Here is a 24044-nt window from a genome sequence, read left to right on the forward strand (position 1 = left end):
TGCGAACAGGTTACCGGCTGTGGGTGACAGCCCGGGACCGCCGCGCCGCGAGCTCTGCCCTCGCCCACGCCTCCTGCGCGGGCGTCGCGTGCCGGGCCGTGGGACCGACGCCGGGAGTGCCGCCGCGCCACAGGTGGCAGACGGCCAGCGCGAGGGCGTCGGCGGCATCGGCCGGCTCGGGACGCCCGGCCAGCCGGAGGATGCGGCGCACCATCTCCTGCACCTGCGGCTTGTCGGCGCGCCCGGAGCCGGTGACCGCGGCCTTGACCTCGCTGGGCGTGTGCATGCCCAGGGGCAGACCGGCGCGCGCGGCGGCGACCATGGCGAGCCCGGCGACCTGCGCCGTGCCCATCACCGAGGCGACGTTGTGCTGTGCGAAGACACGCTCGACGGCGACGGCGTCGACGTCGTGCCGGACGATCCACTCCTCAATGCCCGCCGAGATGGTGAGCAGGCGCTGCTGGATCGGCATGTCCGGCGGGGTGCGCAGCACGCCCACCTCGACCAGCGACAGGGTCCGGCGCGGGTCGGAGTCGACGATGCCCAGGCCGCATCGGGTGAGGCCGGGATCGACTCCGAGGACGCGCATGACCCCAGTGTCGCAGCCGGGTGGGACGTGCCGCGGGAGCGACACCGCCGGTGTCAGTCCTCGTCGAGCGCGGCGAGGACCTCGTCGGGGGCGTCGAAGTTGGCGAAGACGTTCTGGACGTCGTCACAGTCCTCGAGGGCGTCGATGAGGCGCAGCACCTTGCGGGCGCCCTCGACGTCGACCTCGACCTCCATCGAGGGGACGAACTGCGCCTCGGCCGAGTCGTACTCCAGACCGGCCTCCTGCAGCGCGGTGCGCACCGCGACGACGTCGCTCGCCTCGCTGAGGACCTCGAAGGCCTCACCGTGGTCGTTGACCTCCTCGGCGCCCGCGTCGAGGACGGCGGTGAGGACGTCGTCCTCGGTGAGGCCGTCGGTCTTCGGCACGATGACGACGCCGCGCCGGTGGAACAGGTAGGAGACCGATCCCGGGTCGGCGAGCGTGCCGCCGTTGCGGGTGAAGGCGACGCGCACGTCGGAGGCGGCGCGGTTGCGGTTGTCGGTGAGGCACTCGACGAGCACGGCGACACCACCGGAGGCGTAGCCCTCGTACATGATCGTCTCGTAGTCCGCGCCCCCGGCCTCGGCGCCGGAGCCGCGCTTGACGGCACGGTCGATGTTGTCGGCCGGGACGGAGTTGCGCTTCGCCTTCTGGATCGCGTCGTACAGGGTCGGGTTGCCGGCGGGATCGGCGCCGCCCGTCCTGGCAGCGACCTCGACGTTCTTCACCAGGCGAGCGAACAGCTTGCCGCGCTTGGCGTCGATCGCCGCCTTCTTGTGCTTGGTGGTTGCCCACTTCGAGTGGCCGGCCATGACTGCTCCTTGCTGACGACGGCGTCCCCGCGGGGACGGTGGGGACAGGTAGCGCTAGGCGTGTGCACGCACCAGGTGGACGAACGCACGGTGCACCCGTGCGTCGTCACTGATCTCCGGGTGGAAGGCGGTGACGAGCAGCGCGCCCTGTCGAGCTGCCACGATCCTACCGGCGGCGCGTCCGGACCTCACGCGTGCGAGGACCTCGACGCCGTCACCGACCTCCTCCACCCACGGTGCCCGGATGTACACCGCGCGGAGAGGGGCGTCGACGATGCCGAGCCCGGGCGCCAGGAGGTCCTCCTCGAAGGAGTCGACCTGCCGTCCGAAGGCGTTGCGTCGGACCGTGACGTCCATGCCGCCCACGAGCGGTCCGTGTGCGTCGGCCACCCGGTCGGCGAGCAGCACCATCCCGGCGCATGAGCCGTAGACGGGCAGCCCCGCACCGATCTGCTCGCGCAGCTGCGCGAGCAGGTCGAGAACGACGAGCAGCTTGCCGATCGCCGTCGACTCCCCGCCCGGCAGGATGAGACCGTCGACGGCGGCGAGCTCGCCCGCGCGCCGTACCGGCACGGCGTGGGCGCCGGCGGCCTCGAGTGCCCCGAGGTGCTCGCGCACGTCGCCCTGGAGAGCCAGGACGCCGACGCGAGGGGAGGTCACGACCCACCAGCCTACGACGCCGCGGGCGTGCTACTCGACTACGTGCTCGCTCGTGCCGTCCCAGCCGCCCGCGAGCCGCCGCGCGAGACCGGGCAGCAGCCGGGGGTAGACGACCGCGCCGGCCGCCACGGCGGCGTCCAGCTCGTCCAGCTCCCACCAGCGCAGCTCGTCGAGGACCTCGCGCTCGAGCTCGGTCCAGCCGGCGTCGTCCAGGCGCGTGTCGGTGCCGCGAGCGAGGAAGAACTCCTCGTCCTGGCGGCAGGTGACGGCGGCGAAGTCGAAGACCGCGCTGCGAGTGAGGACAGGTCCCGCCAGCTGGTCCGCGGACAGGCGCAGCCCGGTCTCCTCACGCAGCTCCCGCAGCGCGCCCGCGCGAGCGTCCTCCCCCGGCTCGAGGCCGCCGCCGACCGTGAACCACCACGAGCGGCTTCTCTCCCCCGAGTCGTGGCCGCGCACGAGGAGGAGCCGGTCGGCGTCGTCGAGCAGGATGACTCGAGCGGCGCGTCGGAAGGGCACGCCGTCGGGACCGGGTACCCAGTCGGGGCCCAGCCCGTAGGTCGTCACCAACCGCGCTCGGCGAGCCGGTGCGGCACGGGGACCTCGTCGACGTTGAGGCCGACCATCGCCTCACCCAGACCGCGTGAGACGTCGGCGACGACGGCGGGGTCGTCGAAGAAGGTCGTCGCACGGACGATGGCGGCCGCGCGCTGCGCCGGGTTGCCGGACTTGAAGATGCCCGAGCCGACGAAGACGCCCTGGGCGCCAAGCTGCATCATCATCGCGGCGTCGGCCGGGGTGGCGATGCCACCGGCGGTGAAGAGCACGACGGGCAGCTGCCCGGTGCGCGCCACCTCGACGACGAGGTCGTAGGGCGCCTGCAGCTCCTTGGCGGCGACGAAGAGCTCGTCCTCGGGCAGCGAGGACAGGCGGCGGATGTCCTGGCGGATGCGCCGCATGTGGGTCGTAGCGTTGGAGACGTCACCGGTGCCGGCCTCGCCCTTGGAGCGGATCATGGCCGCGCCCTCGGAGATGCGGCGCAGCGCCTCGCCGAGGTTCGTCGCTCCGCACACGAAGGGCAGGGTGAACTGCCACTTGTCGATGTGGTGCTCGTAGTCGGCCGGGCTGAGGACCTCGGACTCGTCGACGTAGTCGACGCCGAGGCTCTGGAGGACCTGCGCCTCGACGAAGTGCCCGATACGGGCCTTGGCCATGACGGGGATCGAGACGGCGGCGATGATCCCGTCGATCATGTCCGGGTCGCTCATCCGCGACACCCCGCCCTGGGAGCGGATGTCCGCGGGCACGCGCTCGAGGGCCATGACGGCCACGGCGCCGGCGTCCTCGGCGATGCGTGCCTGCTCGGGGGTGACGACGTCCATGATGACGCCGCCCTTGAGCATCTCGGCCATGCCGCGCTTGACGCGGGCGGTGCCGACCTGGGGGCCGCTGGGCGTGGAAGTCTCCTGGGACATGTCTGCACCTCGGTGGTGGAGGGGGAAGGGCGCCCCCAGTCTACGGGCGAGGACGCACCACTCGGCGGGGTGTCCGCGGGTCAGGAGACGTCGAGGACACTGGCGTTGCCGCGGAGCACCCGGTGGGGGTCCCGCTCGTCCTTGACGCGGCGCAGCCGCTCGAGCGACGCCGGCGGGAGGGCGTCACTCAGCGGTTCCCCGGGGCCGAGGAGCGTCACCGGCTTGCGGCCGCTGACGGGCAGGGCGGCGGCGACCTCGCGCTGGCGCGCGCGGACCCGGGCGGTGGTCGCGGGGTCCGTCGGCACGCCGAAGAGGTAGAGGAGGTGCTGCTCGGCCAGCGGGCCGTGCGGCGAGTCGCTCGGTCCGCTCAGCGCCCCGCCCAGGTGGCGGACCTGGAGGAGGTTGAGCGGTGCGACCGGTGCGGCCAGCACGTCGCGAGTCGCGTCGTCGTCGAGAGTGGCGAGGAGCTCGGCGCGCGCCAGGCCGGGTGACGGGTCGGTCGGCTCCGCGGTGATGGTGCCGAGCTCTGCCACGGACATCGGCGCCCTGCTGTCCGACAGCGGCCGCGGCAGGCGCTCGACGGCGGCCATCATCTCGCGCGCCTCGGCCTCCTCGCCGAGGTACGTCATGTCGAGGGCAACCATCGGCTCGGCCCACGGGAAGCCCATGAGCTCGAGCCACAGCGTGAGCTCCCAGGGCGCACCGGCCGTGATCGAGCGGTACTCGTCGACGACGGCAGCCGCGTGGCGCCCCTCCCACAACATGCGGCCGCCGACGACGGACGGCGCCGGGTGCAGCCGCAGCCGCAGCGCCGTGACAACGGCGTAGTCGCCACCACCGCCGCGCAGCGCCCAGAACAGGTCAGGGTCCGTCGTCGCGTCGACGGCACGGTGTGCACCAGCGGCGTCGACGACCTCGAAGCCGATGACAGAGTCCGCGACCCAGCCGTGGGCACGTCCGAACCAGCTGAGCCCACCACCCAGCGCGACCCCGGCGACGCTGACCGCGGGCGTGCTGCCCGGCAGCGCGGTGAGGGCGTGCGTGGCGGTGGCGCGCTGCAGCGCCCCGGAGGTCACGCCCGCCCCGATCGTCGCCGTCCGGCCGCTCGGGTCGACGTCGACGGCGTCGAGGGCCCCGGTCCGCAGGAGAATGGTCCCGGTGGCCGAGCCGGTCGCGCCGTGGCCGCTCGGCTGCGGCGAGACCGCCGTCCCGGTGCGGGCGGCGGCGCCGACCACGGTCGTGACGTCGTCGGCGTCAGCAACCGACACGACGGCGAGGACGTCCTGCTGGACGGCGAGGTTCCACGGCCGGGAGAGCTCGGTGAACCCCGTGTCCCCCGGGGCGTGGACGGTGCCGCGCACGCGGCTGCGCAGGTCGTCGACGATCGCGCCGTCTCGAGTGGGTGACATGGCTCCTCCTCGGGCCGAGACGCCCATCGTGGCGCGGCACGGGCCGGAGGGGAAGCCCCTGGTCAGCGGACCTGGGTGAGCGCCTGGAGGAAGGCGCTGCGCGAGGTCGTGACCCGGTCGAGGAGCACCCGCTCGTCGTGGTGGTAGCTGGGCTCGGCGCGGCCGGTGGCGAAGCGCTGGCGGCCCAGGGCGAGTGCGGTCGCCGAGTGCTGGAAGGTCCTCATCGCGGCCTTGGCGGAGGGTCCACCGCGCGCGGCCCACGACATGGCGGCCCGCCGGCCCGGGAAGGAGCCGAGCATGGTGACCTCGTGCGGGGCCAGCCAGCCGGCGCGCGCGTACTCGACGAGCCGCCCGGTGATGATGCGCCGCTCCCGGCGGCGCAGCCAGACGACGAGGAGGATCGCCGCGACGAACAGCGGCACCTGGACCAGGACGTAGAGACCGAAGAAGGAGCCGGTGAAGGTGCTGCCGTTCCACAGGGCGTGGAGCAGCACCGCCACGAGCCACCCGAGGGGCAGCGCCCCCAGCCACGCGACGGAGGACCGGCTGCGGGCCGCGAGGCCGAGCGCAATGCCGATCGCCACCGTGAACATCACGTGCGCGAACGGGGACAGGATCCCGCGCATGACGAAGATCTGCGGGAGCATGTCGATGGAGCGGCCGAAGTAGAGGATGTTCTCGACGAAGGCGAATCCGGCTGCCACCGTCGCGGCGTAGACGATGCCGTCGACCGGCCCGTCGAAGTACCGGCGGCGGGCGAGGAAGAGGATGAGCACGCCCATCCCCTTGGCGGTCTCCTCGATGAGCGGCGCGCCGAGCGCGGCGCCGAGGACCTCGGCCGTCTCGACGTTCCCGGTGCTGTAGTAGACGGCGGTGGAGAAGGCCGTGTTGAGCCAGATCGACACCAGGGTGGAGACTCCGGCTCCCCAGAGGAACGCGAAGAGCAGCGCGTACCGGGGCTCGGGCTCCCACCGGTCGATCCAGCGGATGCCGAGGAGGACGGCCGTGAGCGGGACGAGCGCGACGATGCCGCCGGTGAGCGCCGCACCGGCGCTCGTGAGGCTGGCGATCTGCGCGACGGTCGCGATGAGCGCGAGGATCCCGACCCCGGTGCCCACGAGGACGAGGACCGTCCCGCCCCGCCGCGGCCGGGCCGGCTGCCAGGGCGCCTGGGAGGGCGCCGGCGGGCCGCCGGTCCCCCAGGGCGCGGTCTGCGGCTGGCCGGCCGGGTAGGCGGTGCGCTGCGCCGGGCGCCCGGACGGCGGGTAGGGCTGCGGGGGAAGGGCCATGGCGATCAGCGTAGGGCCAGCCGGCGACGTCGCCCGCGGAGGGCGGACGGCCTCGCTCAGCGCGCGGCCCGGGCGTCGTCCATGTCGAAGGCGTGCGGCATCGGTGCCCGGCCGGCGAGGTGGAGCACCCGCACGACGGGGTTGGCGCGCATGCGCCGCACCTCGGCGACGTGGGCGTTGTGGAACCGGCGGGCGAGCTCGAGCCGGTACCAGGCGGCGTCGAGCCGGTGGAGCGGGTCGACGGCGAGCGGGTTGTCCCCGAGCGGCTCGGTGTCGACGTGCGACTCGAGCAGGGCGCGCAGGGTGCGGGACAGCTCGGACTCGACGAGGGAGCGGTCGACGTCGCCGACGGGCTCCTCGACGTCGGGCTCGCCCTCGAGGCCGTCGGGGACCACGCGGCCGGGCGCGCCGGCACTGGCACGCTGGGCGACGTCGGCCAGGAGCACGGCCTCGACGGGGTCCAGGGCCCCGCTCATCGCGAGCTCGTGGGCGGCAGCCGCGCGCTGGGCGAGCTGGAGCTCGAGGGTGGCGCGGGAGCGCAGCACCTTGCGGTGCAGGCGGTCCACGCGCGAGGCGAGCAGCCACAGCACCCAGCCGAGGACGAGGACGAGGAGCACGACGACGAGCGTCCAGCCCTCCCAGGTCATTGCTCCCCCTCCGTCCGACCGTCCAGCGCGGCGCGCAGGCGGCCCACCACGGTGCGGGAGCGCGGGTCTTCCCGCACGTGACCGCCGCTCGCCGTCACCATCTCGTAGACGGCGACGACCTGCCTGGTGACGACGGACCAGTCGAAGCGCCGAACGCCCTCGCGCGCCGCGTCCCGCACGGCCCGGGAGGCGTCTCGGTCGCGCAGGGCGGGCACGAGCGCGGCCGCGAGGGCCGCGGCGTCACCGGTCGGGAAGAGGGTGCCGTACCGGCCGCCGTCGAGCACGGCACGGAAGGCGGGGATGTCGCTGGCGACGACGTGCGCGCCCGCGCTCATCGCCTCGACGAGGACGATCCCGAAGCTCTCCCCGCCGGTGTGCGGGGCGACGTAGACGTCGGCGGACGCGAGCAGGGACTCCTTCTCCGCGTCGCTCACCGGCCCGAGGAAGGTGACGGCATCACCGAGGTGGCCGAGCGAGGCGCGGTACTCGGTGACGTCACCGCGGCCGGCGACGAGGAAGCGTGCGCCGGGGACCTGGGCGAGGACCTGGGGGATCGCCTCGGCGAGCACCGGCAGACCCTTGCGGGCCTCGTCGAGCCGGCCGAGGAAGGCGACGGTGGGGCGCTCGTCGGTGCCGCACCAGGCCTGCGCGCGCGGGGCGTCGGCGAAGCGGTCGACGAACACGCCGTTGGGCACGACGACGGCGTCCCCGCCCAGGTGCTCGACGACGGTGCGCCGGGCCTCCTCCGACACGGCGATCCGGCCGCCGATCTTCTCCAGCAGCGGCCGGACGAGCGGGGAGGCCACCTGCAGGGCACGGGAGCGGTCCATGGCGGTGTGGAAGGTGCCGACGATCGGGCCGTCGGCGATCCACAGCGCGAGCATGGACAGGCTGGGGGTGATGGGCTCGTGGAGGTGGAGGACGTCGAAGTTGCCCTCCTCGAGCCAGCGGCGCGTGCGCGCCGCGGCGACGGGCCCGAAGTTGAGGCGCGCGACCGAGCCGTTGTACGGCAGGGCCACGGTCCGTCCGGCGGGGACGATGTAGTCGGGCACGGGCGTGGCGTCCTCGGCCGGGGCGAGGACGCTCACCTCGTGGCCGGTGGCGATGAGGTGCTCGGCGAGGTCGCGGACGTGGAACTGCACGCCGCCCGGCACGTCGAAGGAGTAGCCGCAGACGATCCCGATGCGCATCAGGCCACGCTCCCAGCAGGCTTGAGACGCGCGGGATCGAGATCGCTCACGAAGAGCGGCTGGAGCATGTGCCAGTCCTCCGGGTGGGCCTGGACGGCCGCACCGAGCTCGTCGACCCACGCCTGGGTGAGGGCCGTGATCGTCTCCTCACGGGGAGCGCCGGCCGGCGGGCTGATGGGGTTACCGAAGGTGATGACGATGCCCCAGCGGCTGCCGGCCGCCTGGCGGCGTGGCCCGCGGAGGCGCTCGTAGTGGATCCCGACGAAGGCGAGGGCACTGTCGGTGGCGACGGCGAGGGTCGCAGGGCCCGGTGCGACGCGGGCCCGCTCTCCCAGCAGCGCGACGTCGACGTTCGTGCGGGAGAGGTCGCGGTCGGCGAGCAGCGGCACGAGGGGGACGCCGGCGCGGGCCTCGCGCAGCAGCTCCCGGAAGGTGGAGCCGTCCTTCTCGAGTGGGATGATCGTCATGCCGAGCCCGCGCCGGAAGTCGAGGAAGCTCTGGAAGAGCTCCTCCGGCTCCAGGTGCTCGGCGACCGTGACGACGGGGGCGAGGAATCGGGTGGCCCATGCGCCGGCGAGGTCCCAGTTGCCGAGGTGCCCGAGGGCGACGACGACGGGCCGTCCGGCGGCACGCTCCGCCCGGATCCACCCGTCGTTGACGGCGCGCACGCGCTGGCCGAGCTGGGCCTCGCTCACGGTCGGCAGCCGCAGCGACTCCTCGTAGTACCGCATGTACGAGCGCATGCCGCGGCGGGTGAGCCGCCGCAGCTGGCGGGGGGACGCACCGGGGACGGCGCGGGCGATGTTGGCCCGCAGCTGTCCCACCCCGGCGATGCCGGTGAGGGCGGCCAGCTCGGCGGCACCGGCGAAGAGCGCGGCGGAGAGCCAGCCGGGCAGCGGAGGCACGACGCGCGCGGCGGTGAGCAGCAGCGCTGCCGGGTCCGGACTCATCCCGTCTCCCCCAGGTCACCACGCGTCTGACGGCGCACGGCCGCCATGCGCTGGCCCACCGTGTAGAGGCTCGCGAGGGCGAGGAGCCCGAGCGCGACGACGAGGACCGCCACGGGGGCGCCCAGTCCCACGGCGAGGACTGCGGCGAGGGCGACGAAGAGACGGTCGGCGCGCTCGGCGATGCCGCCTGAGGCCGTCATGCCCAGACCCTCGGCGCGCGCCTTGGCGTAGGGCACGACGCTGCCGAGGACGAGGCAGGCCAGCGCGGTGCCGAGCACCCACGTCTCCTCCGCCCCGATGCTCCACAGGAGGATCCCGGAGAAGATCGCGGCGTCGGCGAGACGGTCGAGGGTGGAGTCGAGGAAGGCGCCCCAGCGGGTGGAGCGGCCGAGCATCCGGGCCATGAGCCCGTCGACGCTGTCGATGAGGACGACGACGGTGATGGCGAGCGGCCCGGCGACGAAGTGCCCGGACGGCAGCAGCCACAGCGCGACGGCGACGGTGAGGACGGTCCCGGTGACGGTGACGGTGTCCGGGCTGACCCCGGCCCGGACGAGCGCGCGGGCGACGGGGCCGAAGATCGCGTTGGTGACGACGCGCCCCTTGGAGCTCAGCACGTCGCCCCCGGCCACGCCGCGGCGAGCAGCTCGCGGGTCTCGCCGAGCACCTGGGGCAGGGCCTTGGTGCCGGCGATGATCGGGAAGAAGTTCGCGTCCCCGCCCCAGCGGGGCACGACGTGCTGGTGGAGGTGGGCGGCGATCCCGGCGCCGGCGGCCTCGCCCTGGTTCATCCCGAGGTTGAAGCCGTGCGGCGCGCTCACCGCCCGCAGCACGGTCATCGCGGTAGCGCTGAGTGCGCCCACCTCGTCCCGCTCCGCCGTCGTCAGCTCGGTGAGGTCGGCGACGTGACGGTAGGGGCACACGAGGAGGTGGCCGGGGTTGTAGGGGTAGAGGTTGAGGACGACGTAGGCGTGCTCACCGCGGTGGACGATGAGCGCCTCGGCGTCCTCCCGCTGCGGTGCCCGGCAGAAGGGGCACTGACCGGTGGTGGCGTCGTCGGGCTTGTCGTGGCCGTCGACGTAGGCCATCCGGTGCGGGGTCCACAGCCGCTGGAACGCGTCGGGGACGCCGACGAGCCCCTCCGCCGGCTCGCCGCTCGGCGGCGACACGTCAATCACGCCGTCAGCACCTGCCGACGCTCGGCGATGGCCGAGGTGATGAGCTCGACCGCCTCGGCCACGGGGACCCCGTTGCGCTGGGAGCCGTCGCGGAAGCGGAAGGAGACCGCTCCGGCGTCGGCGTCCTCGCCACCCGCGATGAGGATGAAGGGGACCTTCTCCTTCGTCGCGTTGCGGATCTTCTTGTTGAAGCGGTCGTCGCTCTGGTCGAGCTCGGCACGGACGCCGCGCGCACGGAGCTGGGCGACGACGTCGGCGAGGTAGTCGTCGAAGACGTCGGCGACCGGCACGGCGACGACCTGGACGGGCGCGAGCCACGCGGGGAAGGCACCGGCGTAGTGCTCGAGGAGCACGCCGAAGAAGCGTTCGATGGAGCCGAAGAGGGCGCGGTGGATCATCACCGGGCGCTGGCGGGTGCCGTCGGCGGCCTGGTACTCGAGGTCGAAGAGCTCGGGGAGGTTGAAGTCGAGCTGGATGGTCGACATCTGCCAGGTGCGTCCGATGGCGTCCCTGGCCTGGACGGAGATCTTCGGCCCGTAGAACGCGGCGCCCCCCGGGTCGGGGACGAGGTCGAGGCCGGAGGCGGTGGCGACCTCCTCGAGCACGCGGGTGGCCTCCTCCCACGTCGCCTCGTCACCGACGGACTTCTCCGGGTCACGGGTGGAGAGCTCGAGGTAGAAGTCGTCGAGCCCGTAGTCCTTGAGGAGGTCCAGGACGAAGGTGAGCAGGGAGTTCAGCTCGTCCTTCATCTGCTCGCGGGTGCAGTAGATGTGGGCGTCGTCCTGGGTGAAGCCGCGGGCGCGGGTGAGGCCGTGGATGACGCCGGACTTCTCGTACCGGTAGACGGTGCCGAACTCGAAGAGCCGCAGCGGCAGCTCGCGGTAGGAGCGGCCGCGGGAGCCGAAGACGAGGTTGTGCATCGGGCAGTTCATCGGCTTGAGGTAGTAGTCCTGCCCCTGCCGCTTGATGTTGCCCTCGGCGTCGCGCTCCTCGTCCAGGTGCATCGGGGGGTACATGCCCTCGCGGTACCAGTCGAGGTGCCCGGAGGTCTCGAAGAGGTGGCCCTTGGTGATGTGGGGCGTGTTGACGAAGGAGTAGCCGGCCTGGACGTGACGGCGGCGGGAGTACTCCTCCATCTCCATGCGGATCGTCGCGCCCTTGGGGTGGAAGACGGGCAGGCCGGAGCCGATCTCGTCGGGGAAGGAGAAGAGGTCCATCTCCGAGCCGAGGCGGCGGTGGTCGCGACGCTCGGCCTCCGCCAGACGCTCCTGGTAGGCCTTGAGCTCGTCCTTCGTGGGCCACGCCGTGCCGTAGACGCGCTGCAGCTGGGGGTTCTTCTCGCTGCCCCGCCAGTAGGCGGCGGCCGAGCGCATGAGCGCGAAGCCGTTGCCGATGAGCTTGGTGCTGGGCAGGTGGGGGCCGCGGCACAGGTCCTTCCAGGCCACCTCTCCCCCGCGGCGGACGTTGTCGTAGATCGTCAGCTCGCCGGCGCCGACCTCCACCGAGGCACCCTCGGCGGCGTCCTCCGCGCTGGACCCCTTGAGGCCGATGAGCTCGAGCTTGTAGGGCTCGTCGGCGAGCTCGGCGCGGGCCTCGTCGTCGGTGACGACGCGGCGCACGAAGGTCTGACCCTCGCGGATGATCCGGTTCATCTGCTTCTCGAGGTCCTTGAGGTCCTCGGGCGTGAACGGGGTCTCGACGTCGAAGTCGTAGTAGAAGCCGTCCTTGATGGGCGGGCCGATGCCGAGGCGCGCGTCCGAGCGCACCTGCTGCACGGCCTGGGCCAGCACGTGGGCGGCGGAGTGGCGCAGGATGGACAGGCCGTCGTCGCTGGCGATGTCGACCTTCTCGACGACGGCGCCGGCCGGGAGGCGCGACACGTCGGTGGCGAGGTCCTTGAGCTCACCGTCCACCCGGAGGGCGACGACGGCGCGGTCCTCACCGAACAGGTCCGTCCCGGTGGTCCCCTCGGTGACCGTGCGCTCGGCGCCGTCGACGTGGATGACCTGCTCGGAGACGGATGACACAGTGAGCTCCCGCTGTGGTTCGGACATGACTGACCGATCGTACTCAGGTTGTCCGCACCGCCCCGGCCCCGTCCCGCCCGCGTGCCGAATCGTCACCGTTCCGTTGCCGGAGTAGCGCGGGTCACCGCGCGTGTGCGCTCACAGCGCGAGCTTCAGGCCCTCGTGGCTCGCCTGGTAGCCGATGCGCCGGTAGAAGCGCTGAGCGTCGGCCCGGCGTTTGTCGGTGGTCAGCTGCGCCACCGTCGCGCCCCGACGGCGCCCGTACTCGTGCGCCCAGGCGAACAGCGCCGTGCCCACGCCAGATCCTCGGACGGCCGCGGCGAGGCGGACCGCCTCGACCTGCAACCGCGTCGCGCCAGCGCGGGCGAGACCTGGCAGCAGGGTGAGCTGCATGGTCCCGACCACCCGGTCCGCGGCGTCCCGCACCACGACGAGGAACTGCCGCGGGTCCGCGTCGATCTCCTGGAACGCCTTGAGGTAGGGATCGAGGGTGTCCGTCTCGCGGCACGCCCCGATGTCGTCGTCGGTGAGCAGCGCCACGATCGCCGGGACGTCCTCCTCCGTCGCGCGCGCGACCACGTAGGACCGTCCGCCGGCCGTCAGGGTGTCCATGCAGACGAGCCTGCCAGCACGTCACGTGCGTCGCGCGTCCTTGACGGCGCCTCTCAAGGGCGCGGGGCGCGAGCGCGCGCACGCCCCGAGCCGGGGCCCGGCTCCAGCCGCCCGGGCCCACGAGGCGGACGAGATCGGTGTCGGCGCGAACGGTGCCGAGGTGGAGCATGGCCGGCCCACAGCGGTCCTCCGCCTGCCGAGGAGGACCCCATGGACCGGCACAGGGGAACGACGAAGCCCCCCGGCCTGACGGCCGGGGGGCTTCGTTCTCGTGGGCGATACTGGGATCGAACCAGTGACCTCTTCCGTGTCAGGGAAGCGCGCTACCGCTGCGCCAATCGCCCTTGTCTTGCTTCAACCGAGGTGGCGACGGGATTCGAACCCGTGTGTACGGCTTTGCAGGCCGCTGCCTCGCCTCTCGGCCACGCCACCCTGAGGCTTGTACTGCCCCACCGGGGGGTGGTACCTCGAGCGGATGACGGGACTCGAACCCGCGACCCTCACCTTGGCAAGGTGATGCTCTACCAACTGAGCCACATCCGCGTTGCTGCCGGGCTTCCCCGGCGGCGTTGCCAACATTAGCCGAGGGGAGGGCCGCTCGTCCAACTCGCCCACTAGCGTGGCGCGAGTGACCTCAGCAGCCCCCTCCGGACGCCTCCACGAGGCCCGCGCGGACTTCCCCGGAGTGCGCGCTCGCGGCCTCATCCAGTGCGCTGACCTGCGCCGACATCCCGAGGTGCTGAGCTCGGGGTGGTGGGCGGTGGTGGCCGACTTCGAGGGGCGGGTGACCGGCTGGCGCTTCGCCGAAACGTCCCCTGCCGTCCACGATGTGACAAGGACCACGGGCCGATCTGGACCGGACGGCGGCGGGACCTGGTCCGGCCCCTCCCCCGCCTCCTGGCGCAGCTCCCTGGACGAGGAGGGCTACGTCGCGGCCGTGCGCAGGATCCGGGAGTCGGTCCGCGAGGGGGACGTCTACCAGGCGAACATCTGCCGGGTGCTGTCCGCTCCGCTCGGCTCGGCGACGGCGGAGCCGGACGCCGCCGCGCTCGCCGCCATCCTCGCGGCCGGCAACCCCGCTCCCCACGCGGGGACGGTCCACGTCCCGCTCGGGGCGGCCGAGCGGCCGGTCTGGGTGGTCAGCGCCTCTCCCGAGCTCTTCCTCTCCGCCGGGGACGGGCGGGTGGTGTCCGGGCCCATCAAGGGCACGGCCACGCGGGCGCAGGACCTCGGCGCCAAGGACCGCGCGGAGAACGTCATGATCACCGACCTCGTCCGCAACGACCTCCAGCGCGTGTGCCTCCCGGGCACGGTCGAGGTGCTCGACCTGTGCGCCGTCGAGCAGCACCCGGGGCTCGTCCACCTCGTCTCCCGGGTCGGGGGCACACTGCGCGACCCGCTGGACGCCGCCGGCTGGGCAACGCTGCTCGGCGCCACGCTGCCACCCGCCTCGGTGAGCGGCGCCCCGAAGTCGAGCGCCCTGCGGCTCATCACCGAGCTGGAGCCGGGGCCACGCGGCCCGTACTGCGGGGCGGTCGGCTGGATCGACGCGGACAACGGCCGGGCCGAGCTCGCCGTCGGGATCCGCACCTTCTGGTGGACCCCGCCCACCGGGCGCGGCGCGGGCGCGCTCCACTTCGGCACCGGCGCCGGCATCACGTGGGGCAGCGACCCGCAGGCCGAGTGGCACGAGACCGAGCTCAAGGCGTCCCGCCTCGTCGCCCTCGCCTCCACCCCCGCCCGCTGACCTCCCCGCCCCTCCTCGTCGCCGACAGCTGGCTTTCGCCCCGCGCCCCCGTCCGGCCCTGCCTTCGCTCCGCTCAGCTCCCCGCTTTTCCTCCGGCCTCCCCGCTTCCCTCCTCTCTGGACGAGGTGAACAGGGGAGGTCACAGAGCCGCCCGTGGTGGCACGCTTCACCCATGAGCACTCTCGTGTGGTTCGACGGTGAGGTCCGGCCCGCCGAGGAGCCCGTCGTCACGGCCCTGGACCGGGGCCTCACGGTGGGCGACGGCGTCTTCGACACCTGCGTCGTCGTCTCCGGACGGCCCTTCGCGCTGCGCCGGCACGTGGCCCGGCTCGTCCGCTCGGCCACCACCGCGGGACTGCCACTCCCGCCCGTCGACGTCGTCACCTCCGCCGCCCTCGACCTCGCCGCCCGGCTCGAGGGCGGGAGCGGGCGCCTGCGGATGACGTGGACCGCCGGTCCCCTGCCTGCCGGGACATCCCGAGCCGACGCGACGCCCACCCTCCTTCTCACCGCCTCCGCCGAGCGGGTGCCCCACCCGGGAGCCGACGGACCGCGCCCGCGTACCGCCGTCGTCGTCGTGCCGTGGGTGCGCAACGAACGCTCCCCGCTCGTGGGCGTGAAGTCCACCTCCTACGGGGAGAACGTCCTCGCCCTCGAGCACGCCCGCCGCCAGGGCGGGACCGAGGCGGTGCTCGCCAACACCAGGGACGAGCTGTGCGAAGGGTCGGCGTCCAACGTCTTCCTCGAGACCGGCGGAGAGCTGCTCACCCCTCCCGTCGCCTCCGGCTGCCTCGCGGGCGTCACCCGGGAGCTCGTCCTCGAGTGGGCGACCGAGGCCGGCCTGCCCGTGCGCGAGGCGGTCGTGCCGATGGCCGAGTTCCTGGCGGCCGAGTACGCGGCCGTGACGTCCGCCACGCGCGGCATCGTCCCCGTCGACAGCATCGACGGCCGCGACATCACGCCGGGGCCGGTGACGCTGCGAGTCCAGGAGCTCTACGCGGCCCGAGCCGCGGAGGACCTCGACCCGTGAGCGGTTTGGGGGCACGGCCGACGGTGGGCTAACATCGTCCAGCGCGGGCGATTGGCTCAGTGGTAGAGCGCCTCGTTCACACCGAGGAGGTCACTGGTTCGAACCCAGTATCGCCCACCAGCGCAGCAGGGCCCCTGACCAGTGGTCAGGGGCCCTGCTCGTTCTTGCGCCGCTCACTCGTCACGACCGGCGTCGGTCTTCGGATAGCCAGCGCCAGGAGACGGCGATCTCATCGCCTCGAGAAGTGGGATGGTCCAGTCGGGCTCGACGAACCCGCCGCTCGTACCCCGGGGTCGAACGAGGTCGAATCGCGTGAGATCGGATCCTCTGGCCGCCCACTGGACGTAGGTCTTACAAACGTCGGGCATCGCCTGAGAACTGAAGGACGTGTCTGTGAAGAGGTCGTACGCCGCTGACTGCTGGGACACGAAACGCTGGCCGCTGCGCGTCGCCGGAGCGCGCACGTGACCGTCATCGCTGTGCCACACGCGGAGGACATCGACGGGGGTGGGATGGAGGAGGAGCCCACTCATGGGCAGCCCCAGGTTGTCCTCCTCATCCAGTCGCGGATCCAGGTCCCGCAGGTGCGCCATCGCTTCACGCCGGGCGATGTGATGGAACAGGTGCAGATCCGCTGCGGGGCGCCAGCGATGTTCCCTGTGGACCTCCACAGCGATGGTGAGTCCGCGACAGAGCCCCTCGGACAGAGTCTGCAACGTCGGCCAGAGACGCTCGAGCGCGGCGTCCGGCCCATGCTCCGATCTGCGCATGCCCGCATAGAACCATCGGCTACCGACATCCGGGACAGATCCACAGGACGGTCGCCCTCGCTGCTCACCTCGTGAGGTGCCAGCGCGCCAGACACAGGGCCTCAGGACGCGAGGTCGAGGACGGAGCGGTCCCCGCGTCTCTCCACGCCGTGCTCGTCGTACGGCTCGACGGGGTCGGGAGCCGAGGCCGCCGCCCGGTGAGCGGGTTGCGGACCGGCACCTCGGTCACGATGGACGTCGCAGTGCCGTCCCGGCCACGAAGCAGCCGTGTGAGGTTGACCACCTGGACGACGTGGCCGGCGACGACGTGGCCACCTCCGGGGACCCCGTCGTCGAGCTCCTGGACGAGGCAGCCGACGAGGGTCTCCACGGGCAGGCGCAGGATCCGCGCTGCATCGACGCTGCCCGGACCGACGCACCTCACAACCACCAGACCCACCTGCCGACCGGGCGACAGATCGAGCATCGCGTCCTCCCTCGGACCACGCCCGAACACGGCGGGCCGAATCGCTGCAGCGATGAGAACCTAGCGGTCATGCAGCCTTGGCCTGGACGTCCCTATCCCCTCGGTGCCACGTTCGACGGCACCGGCACGAACTTCGCCCTCTACTCCTCCGTCGCCGAGCGGGTGGAACTGTGCCTCATCGACGACGACGGCACGGAGGAGCGCATCGAGCTCACCGAGGTCGACGGTCACGTGTGGCACTGCTTCCTCCGGGCGGCACAGCCCGGGCAGCGTTACGGCTACCGCGTCCACGGGCCCTACGACCCGGAGCAGGGCCACAGGTGCGACCCCTCCAAGCTGCTGCTGGACCCGTACGCCAAGGCGATCGACGGTCAGATCACCAGCGACCCGTCCCTGTACTCCTACCAGTTCGGTGACCCGATGAAGCGGAACACCGACGACTCGGCCCCGCACACGATGTACTCGGTCGTCATCAACCCGTTCTTCGACTGGGAGTTCGACCGCCCGCCGGGCCACGAGTACCACGACTCGGTCATCTACGAGGCCCACGTCAAGGGCCTGACCCAGCTGCACCCCGACGTCCCCGAGGACATCCGCGGCACCTACGCCGCGCTGGCCCACCCGGCGATCATCGAGCACCTCACGGCCCTGGGCGTGACGGCGCTCGAGCTCATGCCGGTGCACCAGTTCGTCAACGACCCGCACCTCCAGGAGAAGGGGCTGAGCAACTACTGGGGCTACAACACCATCGGCTTCTTCGCCCCCCACAACGCCTACAGCTCGCTGGGCGGCGCCGGCCAGCAGGTGCAGGAGTTCAAGACGATGGTCAAGGCGCTGCACGAGGCGAACATCGAGGTCATCCTCGACGTCGTCTACAACCACACCGCCGAGGGGAACCACCTGGGGCCCACGCTGTCCTTCAAGGGCATCGACAACGCCTCGTACTACCGGCTCGTCGAGGGCGACGAGGCGCACTACTTCGACACCACCGGCACGGGCAACTCCCTGCTCATGCGCTCCCCGCACACGCTGCAGATGATCATGGACTCGCTGCGGTACTGGATCACCGACATGCACGTCGACGGCTTCCGCTTCGACCTCGCCTCGACCCTGGCCCGCGAGCTGCACGCCGTCGACCGGCTGTCGTCCTTCTTCGACATCATCCAGCAGGACCCGGTCATCTCCCAGGTCAAGCTCATCGCCGAGCCGTGGGACCTCGGCGAGGGCGGCTACCAGGTCGGTGGCTTCCCCCCGCTGTGGACGGAGTGGAACGGGCACTACCGCGACACCGTGCGTGACTACTGGCGCGGTGAGCCGGCGACGCTGGCCGAGCTCGCCAGTCGCATCACCGGTTCCGCGGACCTGTACGAGCACTCGGGCCGCCGGCCGGTCGCCTCGATCAACTTCGTCACCGCCCACGACGGCTTCACCATGCGTGACCTCGTCTCCTACAACGAGAAGCACAACGAGGCCAACGGCGAGGGCAACCAGGACGGCGAGAACCACAACCGGTCGTGGAACAGCGGCGCGGAGGGTGAGACGGACGACCCGGAGATCACCGCGCTGCGGGAGCGTCGCCACCGCAACTTCCTCGCCACCCTGCTCTTCTCCCAGGGTGTGCCGATGATCGCCCACGGCGACGAGCTCGGCCGCACCCAGCAGGGCAACAACAACGTCTACTGCCAGGACAACGAGCTGGCCTGGGTGGACTGGGACCTCACCGAGAAGCAGGAGCACCTGCTCGACTTCACCCAGCGGATGATCCACTTCCGCGCCGCGCACCCGGTCCTGCGTCGGCGCCGGTTCTTCGCCGGCGACCCCGGCCACGGCGGGCAGTCCGACATCGGCGAGATCGCCTGGCTCAAGCCCTCGGCCGAGCCGATGCAGGAGGAGGACTGGCACGAGTCGCACGCCCGCTCGATCATGATCTTCTACAACGGGATGGCCATCACCGAACCGGACGCCCGCGGTGAGCAGGTGACCGACGACAACCTCCTCGTCCTGCTCAACGCGGCGGCCGAGCCGGTCACCTTCACGCTCCCGGACGAGTCCTTCGGTTCGGTGTGGCGCACCGCCATCAACACCAACCCGAAGGCCGCGGCGAACGGGGAGTACGCCCCCGGAGACACCGTCGAGCTCGTCTCGCACAAGACCCTCATCCTCGTGTGCCCCAAGGAGGACGACGCATGACCGCGGCCACGACACCCGCGACCGCCGCTTCCGCCCACCTGCCCGCGCCGGGTCGCCGGCTACCGGTCAGCACCTACCGCCTCCAGCTCGGCCCGAACCTCACCTTCGCCCAGGCCGAGGCGCTGATCCCGTACCTGGGCGAGCTCGGGATCACCGACCTCTACCTCTCCCCCGTCCTCGAGGCCGCACCGTGCTCGACGCACGGCTACGACGTCGTCGACCACTCGCGCATCTCCTCCGTCATGGGCGGCCGGGAGGCGCTGGAGAGGCTGTGCACGACGGCGCACGCGGCCGGGCTGGGCGTCGTCGTCGACGTCGTCCCCAACCACATGGCCGTCCCCACGCCCGCCTGGCACAACCGGGCGCTGTGGTCGGTGCTCAAGCACGGCACCGACTCGCCCTACGCGGCGTGGTTCGACGTCGACCTCCAGTCCGAGCGGCCCGGGATCCTCATGCCGGTGCTCGGGCAGCGCGTCGGCGGGGCGCTCGCGGCGGGCGAGCTGCGCGTCGAGCAGATGGTCGTGCCGAGCGAGCCCGAGCTCGGTGAGCAGCCCGTGCTGCGCTACTACGAGCACACCTTCCCCATCCGGCCGAGCACGGAGCACCTGCCCCTCGCCGAGCTCCTCGAGCGCCAGTTCTACCGGCTGTCGTACTGGCGGGTGGCCGACGAGGAACTCAACTACCGACGCTTCTTCGACGTCGACACCCTCGCCGCGCTGCGCGTCGAGGACCCCGAGGTCTTCGACGCGAGCCACGCGCTCCTCCTCGAGCTCATCGAGTCCGGGCACATCGACGCGCTGCGGATCGACCACCCGGACGGCCTCGCCGACCCGCGCGGCTACTTCCAGCGGCTGCACGCGGCCACCGGCGGGGCCTGGGTCGTCGCCGAGAAGATCCTCGAGGACGACGAGCTGCTGTCCCCCGACTGGCCCGTCGCCGGCACGACCGGGTACGACGCCGCCTGGCGGATCAACTCCGTCCTCACCGACCCGGCCGGCTCCGGCGCGCTCGGCACCGCGATGACCGAGATCGCCGGCGACTCCCGCGGCGAGCTGGCCGAGATGATCACCGACGCCAAGCGCCAGATCATCAGCACCTCCCTGTACGCCGAGGTGCACCGCCTCGCCACCATCCTGCGCGAGCTCTGCGAGGAGGACGTGCGCCTGCGCGACCACACCTACCGCTCGCTCGAGGACTGCGTCGTCGAGCTCCTCGTGGCCTTCGACCGCTACCGCGCCTACGTCGTCCCCGGCGAGCCGGCACCGCAGATGAGCGAGCGGGTCGTGCGCGAGGCCGCCGACGAGGCCCGCACCCGGCTGGACGAGGACCGCCACGAGACGCTGGACGTCGTCGTCGACCTCGTCCTGGGCCACGAGGTCGGCAGCGCCGGCCGCACCCAGGACGCCCGCCGCGCCGAGCTCATCGTCCGCTTCCAGCAGACCTGCGGCGCCGTCATGGCCAAGGGCGTGGAGGACACCGCCTACTACCGGTGGACCCACCTCGTGAGCCTGTGCGAGGTCGGCGGCTCGCCCCGCCGCTTCGGCATCAGCGTCGACGAGCTGCACGCCTGGGTCGCCCAGACCATCATGGCGCACCCGGCGACGATGACGGCGGGCAGCACCCACGACACCAAGCGCGGGGAGGACGTCCGCGCCCGCATCGGCGTCCTGTCGGAGTACTCCGAGGAGTGGCTGACGCTGGTGCGCCGCCTGCGCGAGGCCACGGCCGACATCCGGCCCGCGGACCTCGACGGCCGCGCGGAGAACCTCCTGTGGCAGGTCCTCGTCGGGACGTGGACCGACTCCGACCCGATGACCGCCGACCGCCTGCGCGCCTACCTCGTCAAGGCCGTGCGCGAGCAGAAGTCCTGGACCACGTGGACCGACCCGGACGCCGCCCGCGAGGAGGCCCTCCTCGACTACGCGGCCGCGCTGCTCGAGCACCCGGCCGTCGTCGAGGCCCTCACCGAGTGGGAGCGGACGACGGCGGACGCCGTGCGTGCCGCGGTGCTCGGCACCAAGCTGCTCCAGCTCACCGTGCTCGGCGTCGCCGACGTCTACCAGGGCACCGAGGTGACCCGCACGTCACTCGTCGACCCGGACAACCGCCGCCCGGTCGACTTCACCGAGCTGGCGCGACAGCTGGAGCGCCTCGACGACGGCGCCACGCCCAGCACGCTGGACGAGGTCAAGCTCGCGCTCACCGCCCGGGCCCTGCGCCTGCGCCGGCGGGAGGCCGCGGCCTTCGTCGGCGCGTCCTCGCAGTACCTGCCGCTGCCGACGTCCACCGGCCACGCGATCGCCTTCGCGCGCGGGGACGACTCCGGCCCGCGGGCCGTCACGGTCGTCACCCGGATCGCGCGCGGGCTCGGCGCCCTGGGCGGCTTCGGTGAGCACACCGTCGTCCTGCCCGAGGGCCGGTGGCGCGACGTCCTCACCGGGCGCGAGGTGCCCGGTGGCTCGTGCCGCCTCGCCGACCTCCTCGACCCTCACCCCGTCGCACTGCTGGAGAGAGCCGATGACTGAGCCGCTCACCGTCTGGGCGCCCGCCGCCCGCACCGTCGAGATCAGCCTCCCGACCGGACCGGACGACGACGCCGCCGAGCGCCGCCCGCTCGAGGCCCGCGAGGACGGCTGGTGGGCGACGCCGGAGCCGCTCGCCCCCGGCACGGACTACCTCCTCCACCTCGACGGCGGCCCCGGCCTGCCCGACCCGCGCAGCGCGTGGCAGCCGCACGGCGTCCACGGCCCCTCCCGGGTGTTCGACCCGGCTGCGCACGAGTGGCAGGACGAGCACTGGAAGGGCCGTTCGAGCCTGGGCGCAGTCGTCTACGAGCTCCACGTCGGCACCTTCACCCCCGAGGGAACCCTCGACGCCGCGATCGCGCGGCTGGACCACCTCGTCGCGCTCGGCGTCGACATGGTCGAGCTCATGCCCGTCGCCGCCTTCCCCGGGGAGCACGGCTGGGGCTACGACGGCGTCGCTCTGTACGCCGTCCACCACCCCTACGGCGGGCCGGAGGCGCTGCAGCGCTTCGTCGAGGCCGCCCACTCCCGCGGCCTGGCCGTGTGCCTGGACGTCGTCTACAACCACCTCGGCCCCTCCGGGAACTACCTCGGACCCTTCGGGCCGTACTTCACCGACCGGCACGAGACGCCGTGGGGATCTGCCGTCAATCTCGACGGTCCCGACTCCGGCCCGGTACGGCAGTTCATCGTCGAGAACGCGCTGCGCTGGCTACGCGACTTCCGCCTCGACGCGCTGCGGCTCGACGCCGTCCACGCGCTCATCGACGACTCCCCGCAGCACGTCCTCGCGGAGCTGTCCGACGCCGTCGCCGATCTCGAGCGCGAGGTGGGCCGCCCGCTGTCCCTCATCGCCGAGTCCGACCTCAACGACGCACGCATGGTCGCCCCCACCGCCGACGGCGGGCTGGGGATGACCGCGCAGTGGGACGACGACGTGCACCACGCGCTGCACGCCCGCCTCACCGGCGAGCAGCACGGCTACTACGTGAGCTTCGGCACCACCGAGACCCTGCGTACCGCGCTGGCCGAGACCTTCGTCCACGCCGGCACGTACTCGGAGTTCCGCGACACGGTCTGGGGTGCGCCCGTCCCGGCCGAGGTCGACACCCGCCGGTTCGTGGTCTTCAGCCAGAACCACGACCAGGTGGGCAACCGCGCCATCGGGGACCGCCCCAGCCGCGCGCTCAGCGACGGCCAGCTCGCGGTCTCGGCCGCGATCACGATCCTCGGGCCCTACACCCCCATGCTGTTCATGGGTGAGGAGTGGGGCGCGACCACCCCGTTCCAGTACTTCACCGACCACGCCGAGCCCGAGCTCGCCGAGGCCATCCGCAAGGGCCGCCGCGAGGAGTTCGCCTCCCACGGCTGGGAGGAGGTGTACGGCGGCGACGTCGAGGTTCCCGACCCCCAGTCTCCCGCCACCGTCGAGGCGAGCCGCCTCGACTGGTCCGAGCCCGGCCAGGAGCGCCACGCCCGGCTCCTCGCGTTCTACTGCGACCTCATCGCGCTGCGGCACGCGGAGCCGGACATCGCCAGCGGCGTTCGCGTGGACACCGGCGTCACGACCTGCGCCGACGGTTCCTGGATCGGCATGTACCGCGGCTCGATCGCCATCATCGCCAACCTCGAGGCCGAGCCGCGCGAGGTCCGCGTACGCGGCGACGTGCGGGAGGTCATCCTGTCGTGGACCGGCGAGGCCGCCGCAGACGGTGACGTGCTCACCCTCCCGGGCCACGACGTCGTCGTCCTCCGCGTCTGAGGCGCCATCCCCCCTGCCCCACACCCCTGCCCGGCTCCCCTGCCCCGCCCCCCTTCCGCCTGGGACGCACATATGGTCGTCTAGACGCACCTCCGGACGGCGCCAGTTGAACCGAAGGTGCGTACCAGACGAACGAGACCACCTGGAGGAACAGTGACGCAGACCGTCGTCGTGCTCACCGAGGACACCCTGCTCGACACCGACGTCGCCCAGATCGTCGAGACCTACGCCGGGCGGGACGTGCGCTTCGAGGTGCTCGTGCCGGCGGACACCGAGCACAACGTCCTCCAGGAGGTCGTCAACGACCTCGGCCTGCTCGACCTGCGGCGGCTGTGGCACGACATCACCACCCGGGACCCGGACGACCGCGGGGCGCGCACCGAGGCTGCCGAGGCACTGCGTCTCTCCCTCGCGCTGCTCGAGGTAGCGGGGATGACGGCGGACGGCGTCGTCGTCGCCGACGACCCGCTGCCGGCCCTCAGCCAGGCGGTGGCCAACCACCGGGCGGTGGAGGTCGTCGTCGTGACCACCCCCAAGCTCCTCGACGACACCCTCCGCCGCGACTGGGCGAGCCGCGCCCGCGAGGCACTAGGCGTCCCGGTGCTGCACCTCTACACAGGGTCCAGCATCGTCGGCTGACCCCTCCCCTCCCCACCGCATATGCGGGAATACTGCAGCCGAGTCCCCCGAACGACCGTACTTTTCCCGCATATGTGCGAG

At 72.5% G+C, this 24044-nt stretch carries 22 protein-coding genes and 4 tRNA genes; 7 read left to right on the forward strand and 19 right to left on the reverse strand.

What is annotated here, in order from left to right:
- Window positions 1–10 precede the first annotated feature (10 nt).
- The 17 genes from ruvC to M3148_RS03740 form a co-directional block, all read right to left on the reverse strand.
- Window positions 11–589 carry a crossover junction endodeoxyribonuclease RuvC gene (gene ruvC, locus M3148_RS03660; RefSeq protein WP_251303279.1) on the reverse strand — a complete coding sequence of 193 codons (579 nt, stop codon included), beginning with the start codon at window positions 587–589 and terminating at the stop codon, window positions 11–13.
- 53 nt (window positions 590–642) lie between these two features.
- A complete protein-coding gene (locus M3148_RS03665) occupies window positions 643–1401 on the reverse strand; it encodes a YebC/PmpR family DNA-binding transcriptional regulator (protein ID WP_251303280.1) in 759 nt (252 codons plus the stop codon).
- A gap of 54 nt (window positions 1402–1455) precedes the next feature.
- On the reverse strand, window positions 1456–2061 hold the full coding sequence (pdxT, locus tag M3148_RS03670) for a pyridoxal 5'-phosphate synthase glutaminase subunit PdxT (protein ID WP_251303281.1): 606 nt from the start codon (window positions 2059–2061) through the stop codon (window positions 1456–1458).
- Window positions 2062–2091: 30 nt separating this feature from the next.
- Complete coding sequence (locus tag M3148_RS03675; protein WP_251303282.1) at window positions 2092–2625, reverse strand: NUDIX hydrolase; 534 nt, start codon at window positions 2623–2625, stop codon at window positions 2092–2094.
- On the reverse strand, window positions 2622–3533 hold the full coding sequence (gene pdxS / locus M3148_RS03680) for a pyridoxal 5'-phosphate synthase lyase subunit PdxS (RefSeq protein ID WP_251303283.1): 912 nt from the start codon (window positions 3531–3533) through the stop codon (window positions 2622–2624). The genes M3148_RS03675 and pdxS overlap by 4 nt, the downstream gene beginning before the upstream one ends.
- 80 nt (window positions 3534–3613) lie before the next feature.
- Entirely contained in the window at window positions 3614–4942 is a 1329-nt protein-coding gene (locus tag M3148_RS03685; RefSeq protein ID WP_251303284.1) for an FAD-binding oxidoreductase, read from the reverse strand.
- A 62-nt stretch (window positions 4943–5004) separates the two neighbouring features.
- Complete coding sequence (locus M3148_RS03690) at window positions 5005–6231, reverse strand: PrsW family intramembrane metalloprotease (protein ID WP_251303285.1); 1227 nt, start codon at window positions 6229–6231, stop codon at window positions 5005–5007.
- A 56-nt stretch (window positions 6232–6287) separates the two neighbouring features.
- Entirely contained in the window at window positions 6288–6878 is a 591-nt protein-coding gene (locus M3148_RS03695; RefSeq protein WP_251303286.1) for a hypothetical protein, read from the reverse strand.
- Window positions 6875–8068 (reverse strand): glycosyltransferase family 4 protein, encoded by a 1194-nt coding sequence (locus tag M3148_RS03700; RefSeq protein ID WP_251303287.1) that lies wholly within the window; start codon window positions 8066–8068, stop codon window positions 6875–6877. Before M3148_RS03700 ends, M3148_RS03695 begins: the two co-directional genes overlap by 4 nt.
- Entirely contained in the window at window positions 8068–9018 is a 951-nt protein-coding gene (locus M3148_RS03705) for a phosphatidylinositol mannoside acyltransferase (protein ID WP_251303288.1), read from the reverse strand. Before M3148_RS03705 ends, M3148_RS03700 begins: the two co-directional genes overlap by 1 nt.
- Window positions 9015–9632, reverse strand: a complete 618-nt coding sequence (gene pgsA, locus M3148_RS03710) for a phosphatidylinositol phosphate synthase (RefSeq protein ID WP_251303387.1) — start codon at window positions 9630–9632, stop codon at window positions 9015–9017. Before pgsA ends, M3148_RS03705 begins: the two co-directional genes overlap by 4 nt.
- Window positions 9629–10186, reverse strand: a complete 558-nt coding sequence (locus M3148_RS03715) for an HIT family protein (RefSeq protein WP_251303389.1) — start codon at window positions 10184–10186, stop codon at window positions 9629–9631. The genes pgsA and M3148_RS03715 overlap by 4 nt, the downstream gene beginning before the upstream one ends.
- A 5-nt stretch (window positions 10187–10191) precedes the next feature.
- Entirely contained in the window at window positions 10192–12249 is a 2058-nt protein-coding gene (thrS, locus tag M3148_RS03720; RefSeq protein ID WP_251303289.1) for a threonine--tRNA ligase, read from the reverse strand.
- A 111-nt stretch (window positions 12250–12360) separates the two neighbouring features.
- Window positions 12361–12834 carry a GNAT family N-acetyltransferase gene (locus tag M3148_RS03725; protein WP_251303290.1) on the reverse strand — a complete coding sequence of 158 codons (474 nt, stop codon included), beginning with the start codon at window positions 12832–12834 and terminating at the stop codon, window positions 12361–12363.
- Window positions 12835–13106: 272 nt separating this feature from the next.
- Window positions 13107–13178, reverse strand: a tRNA-Val gene (locus tag M3148_RS03730).
- A 17-nt stretch (window positions 13179–13195) separates the two neighbouring features.
- Window positions 13196–13266, reverse strand: a tRNA-Cys gene (locus M3148_RS03735).
- Window positions 13267–13304: 38 nt separating this feature from the next.
- Window positions 13305–13377, reverse strand: a tRNA-Gly gene (locus M3148_RS03740).
- A gap of 85 nt (window positions 13378–13462) precedes the next feature.
- Between M3148_RS03740 and M3148_RS03745 the strand changes: the two genes are divergently transcribed.
- From M3148_RS03745 to M3148_RS03755, 3 genes are all read left to right on the forward strand, one after another.
- The gene (locus M3148_RS03745; RefSeq protein ID WP_440136895.1) at window positions 13463–14581 is read left to right on the forward strand and encodes a chorismate-binding protein; all 1119 of its coding nucleotides are present in this window, start codon (window positions 13463–13465) and stop codon (window positions 14579–14581) included.
- Between the two features lie 172 nt (window positions 14582–14753).
- Window positions 14754–15611, forward strand: a complete 858-nt coding sequence (locus M3148_RS03750; protein ID WP_251303291.1) for an aminotransferase class IV — start codon at window positions 14754–14756, stop codon at window positions 15609–15611.
- Window positions 15612–15656: 45 nt separating this feature from the next.
- Window positions 15657–15731 (forward strand) — tRNA-Val (locus M3148_RS03755).
- A gap of 53 nt (window positions 15732–15784) precedes the next feature.
- Here M3148_RS03755 and M3148_RS03760 read toward each other — a convergent pair.
- Window positions 15785–16381, reverse strand: a complete 597-nt coding sequence (locus M3148_RS03760; RefSeq protein ID WP_251303292.1) for a hypothetical protein — start codon at window positions 16379–16381, stop codon at window positions 15785–15787.
- Window positions 16382–16445: 64 nt separating this feature from the next.
- Entirely contained in the window at window positions 16446–16847 is a 402-nt protein-coding gene (locus tag M3148_RS03765) for a hypothetical protein (protein WP_251303293.1), read from the reverse strand.
- 69 nt (window positions 16848–16916) lie between these two features.
- On the opposite strand from M3148_RS03765, the gene glgX reads away from it, so the two are divergent.
- The 4 genes from glgX (at window position 16917) to M3148_RS03785 (ending at window position 23963) form a co-directional block, all read left to right on the forward strand.
- The gene (gene glgX, locus M3148_RS03770) at window positions 16917–19037 is read left to right on the forward strand and encodes a glycogen debranching protein GlgX (protein ID WP_251303294.1); all 2121 of its coding nucleotides are present in this window, start codon (window positions 16917–16919) and stop codon (window positions 19035–19037) included.
- Window positions 19034–21562, forward strand: a complete 2529-nt coding sequence (treY, locus tag M3148_RS03775; protein ID WP_251303295.1) for a malto-oligosyltrehalose synthase — start codon at window positions 19034–19036, stop codon at window positions 21560–21562. The genes glgX and treY overlap by 4 nt, the downstream gene beginning before the upstream one ends.
- On the forward strand, window positions 21555–23324 hold the full coding sequence (treZ, locus tag M3148_RS03780) for a malto-oligosyltrehalose trehalohydrolase (protein ID WP_251303296.1): 1770 nt from the start codon (window positions 21555–21557) through the stop codon (window positions 23322–23324). The genes treY and treZ overlap by 8 nt, the downstream gene beginning before the upstream one ends.
- 153 nt (window positions 23325–23477) lie before the next feature.
- Window positions 23478–23963 (forward strand): hypothetical protein, encoded by a 486-nt coding sequence (locus tag M3148_RS03785; RefSeq protein WP_251303297.1) that lies wholly within the window; start codon window positions 23478–23480, stop codon window positions 23961–23963.
- The last annotated feature ends 81 nt before the right edge of the window (window positions 23964–24044 follow it).

Source organism: Georgenia satyanarayanai (genome assembly GCF_023715365.1).
In the GTDB taxonomy this organism is placed as follows: Bacteria; Actinomycetota; Actinomycetes; order Actinomycetales; family Actinomycetaceae; genus Oceanitalea; species Oceanitalea satyanarayanai_B.

Excerpts from the sequence above, each read along its gene's own strand:
- M3148_RS03665 (WP_251303280.1), bottom strand. The coding sequence starts at position 1,401 with ATGGCCGGCCACTCGAAGTGGGCAACCACCAAGCACAAGAAGGCGGCG.
- treZ (WP_251303296.1), top strand. The coding sequence starts at position 21,555 with ATGACTGAGCCGCTCACCGTCTGGGCGCCCGCCGCCCGCACCGTCGAG.
- treY (WP_251303295.1), top strand. The coding sequence starts at position 19,034 with ATGACCGCGGCCACGACACCCGCGACCGCCGCTTCCGCCCACCTGCCC.
- M3148_RS03685 (WP_251303284.1), bottom strand. The coding sequence starts at position 4,942 with ATGTCACCCACTCGAGACGGCGCGATCGTCGACGACCTGCGCAGCCGC.
- ruvC (WP_251303279.1), bottom strand. The coding sequence starts at position 589 with ATGCGCGTCCTCGGAGTCGATCCCGGCCTCACCCGATGCGGCCTGGGC.
- M3148_RS03725 (WP_251303290.1), bottom strand. The coding sequence starts at position 12,834 with ATGGACACCCTGACGGCCGGCGGACGGTCCTACGTGGTCGCGCGCGCG.
- pdxS (WP_251303283.1), bottom strand. The coding sequence starts at position 3,533 with ATGTCCCAGGAGACTTCCACGCCCAGCGGCCCCCAGGTCGGCACCGCC.
- M3148_RS03695 (WP_251303286.1), bottom strand. The coding sequence starts at position 6,878 with ATGACCTGGGAGGGCTGGACGCTCGTCGTCGTGCTCCTCGTCCTCGTC.
- M3148_RS03705 (WP_251303288.1), bottom strand. The coding sequence starts at position 9,018 with ATGAGTCCGGACCCGGCAGCGCTGCTGCTCACCGCCGCGCGCGTCGTG.
- glgX (WP_251303294.1), top strand. The coding sequence starts at position 16,917 with ATGCAGCCTTGGCCTGGACGTCCCTATCCCCTCGGTGCCACGTTCGAC.
- M3148_RS03750 (WP_251303291.1), top strand. The coding sequence starts at position 14,754 with ATGAGCACTCTCGTGTGGTTCGACGGTGAGGTCCGGCCCGCCGAGGAG.
- M3148_RS03765 (WP_251303293.1), bottom strand. The coding sequence starts at position 16,847 with ATGCTCGATCTGTCGCCCGGTCGGCAGGTGGGTCTGGTGGTTGTGAGG.
- M3148_RS03700 (WP_251303287.1), bottom strand. The coding sequence starts at position 8,068 with ATGCGCATCGGGATCGTCTGCGGCTACTCCTTCGACGTGCCGGGCGGC.
- thrS (WP_251303289.1), bottom strand. The coding sequence starts at position 12,249 with ATGTCCGAACCACAGCGGGAGCTCACTGTGTCATCCGTCTCCGAGCAG.
- M3148_RS03690 (WP_251303285.1), bottom strand. The coding sequence starts at position 6,231 with ATGGCCCTTCCCCCGCAGCCCTACCCGCCGTCCGGGCGCCCGGCGCAG.
- M3148_RS03760 (WP_251303292.1), bottom strand. The coding sequence starts at position 16,381 with ATGCGCAGATCGGAGCATGGGCCGGACGCCGCGCTCGAGCGTCTCTGG.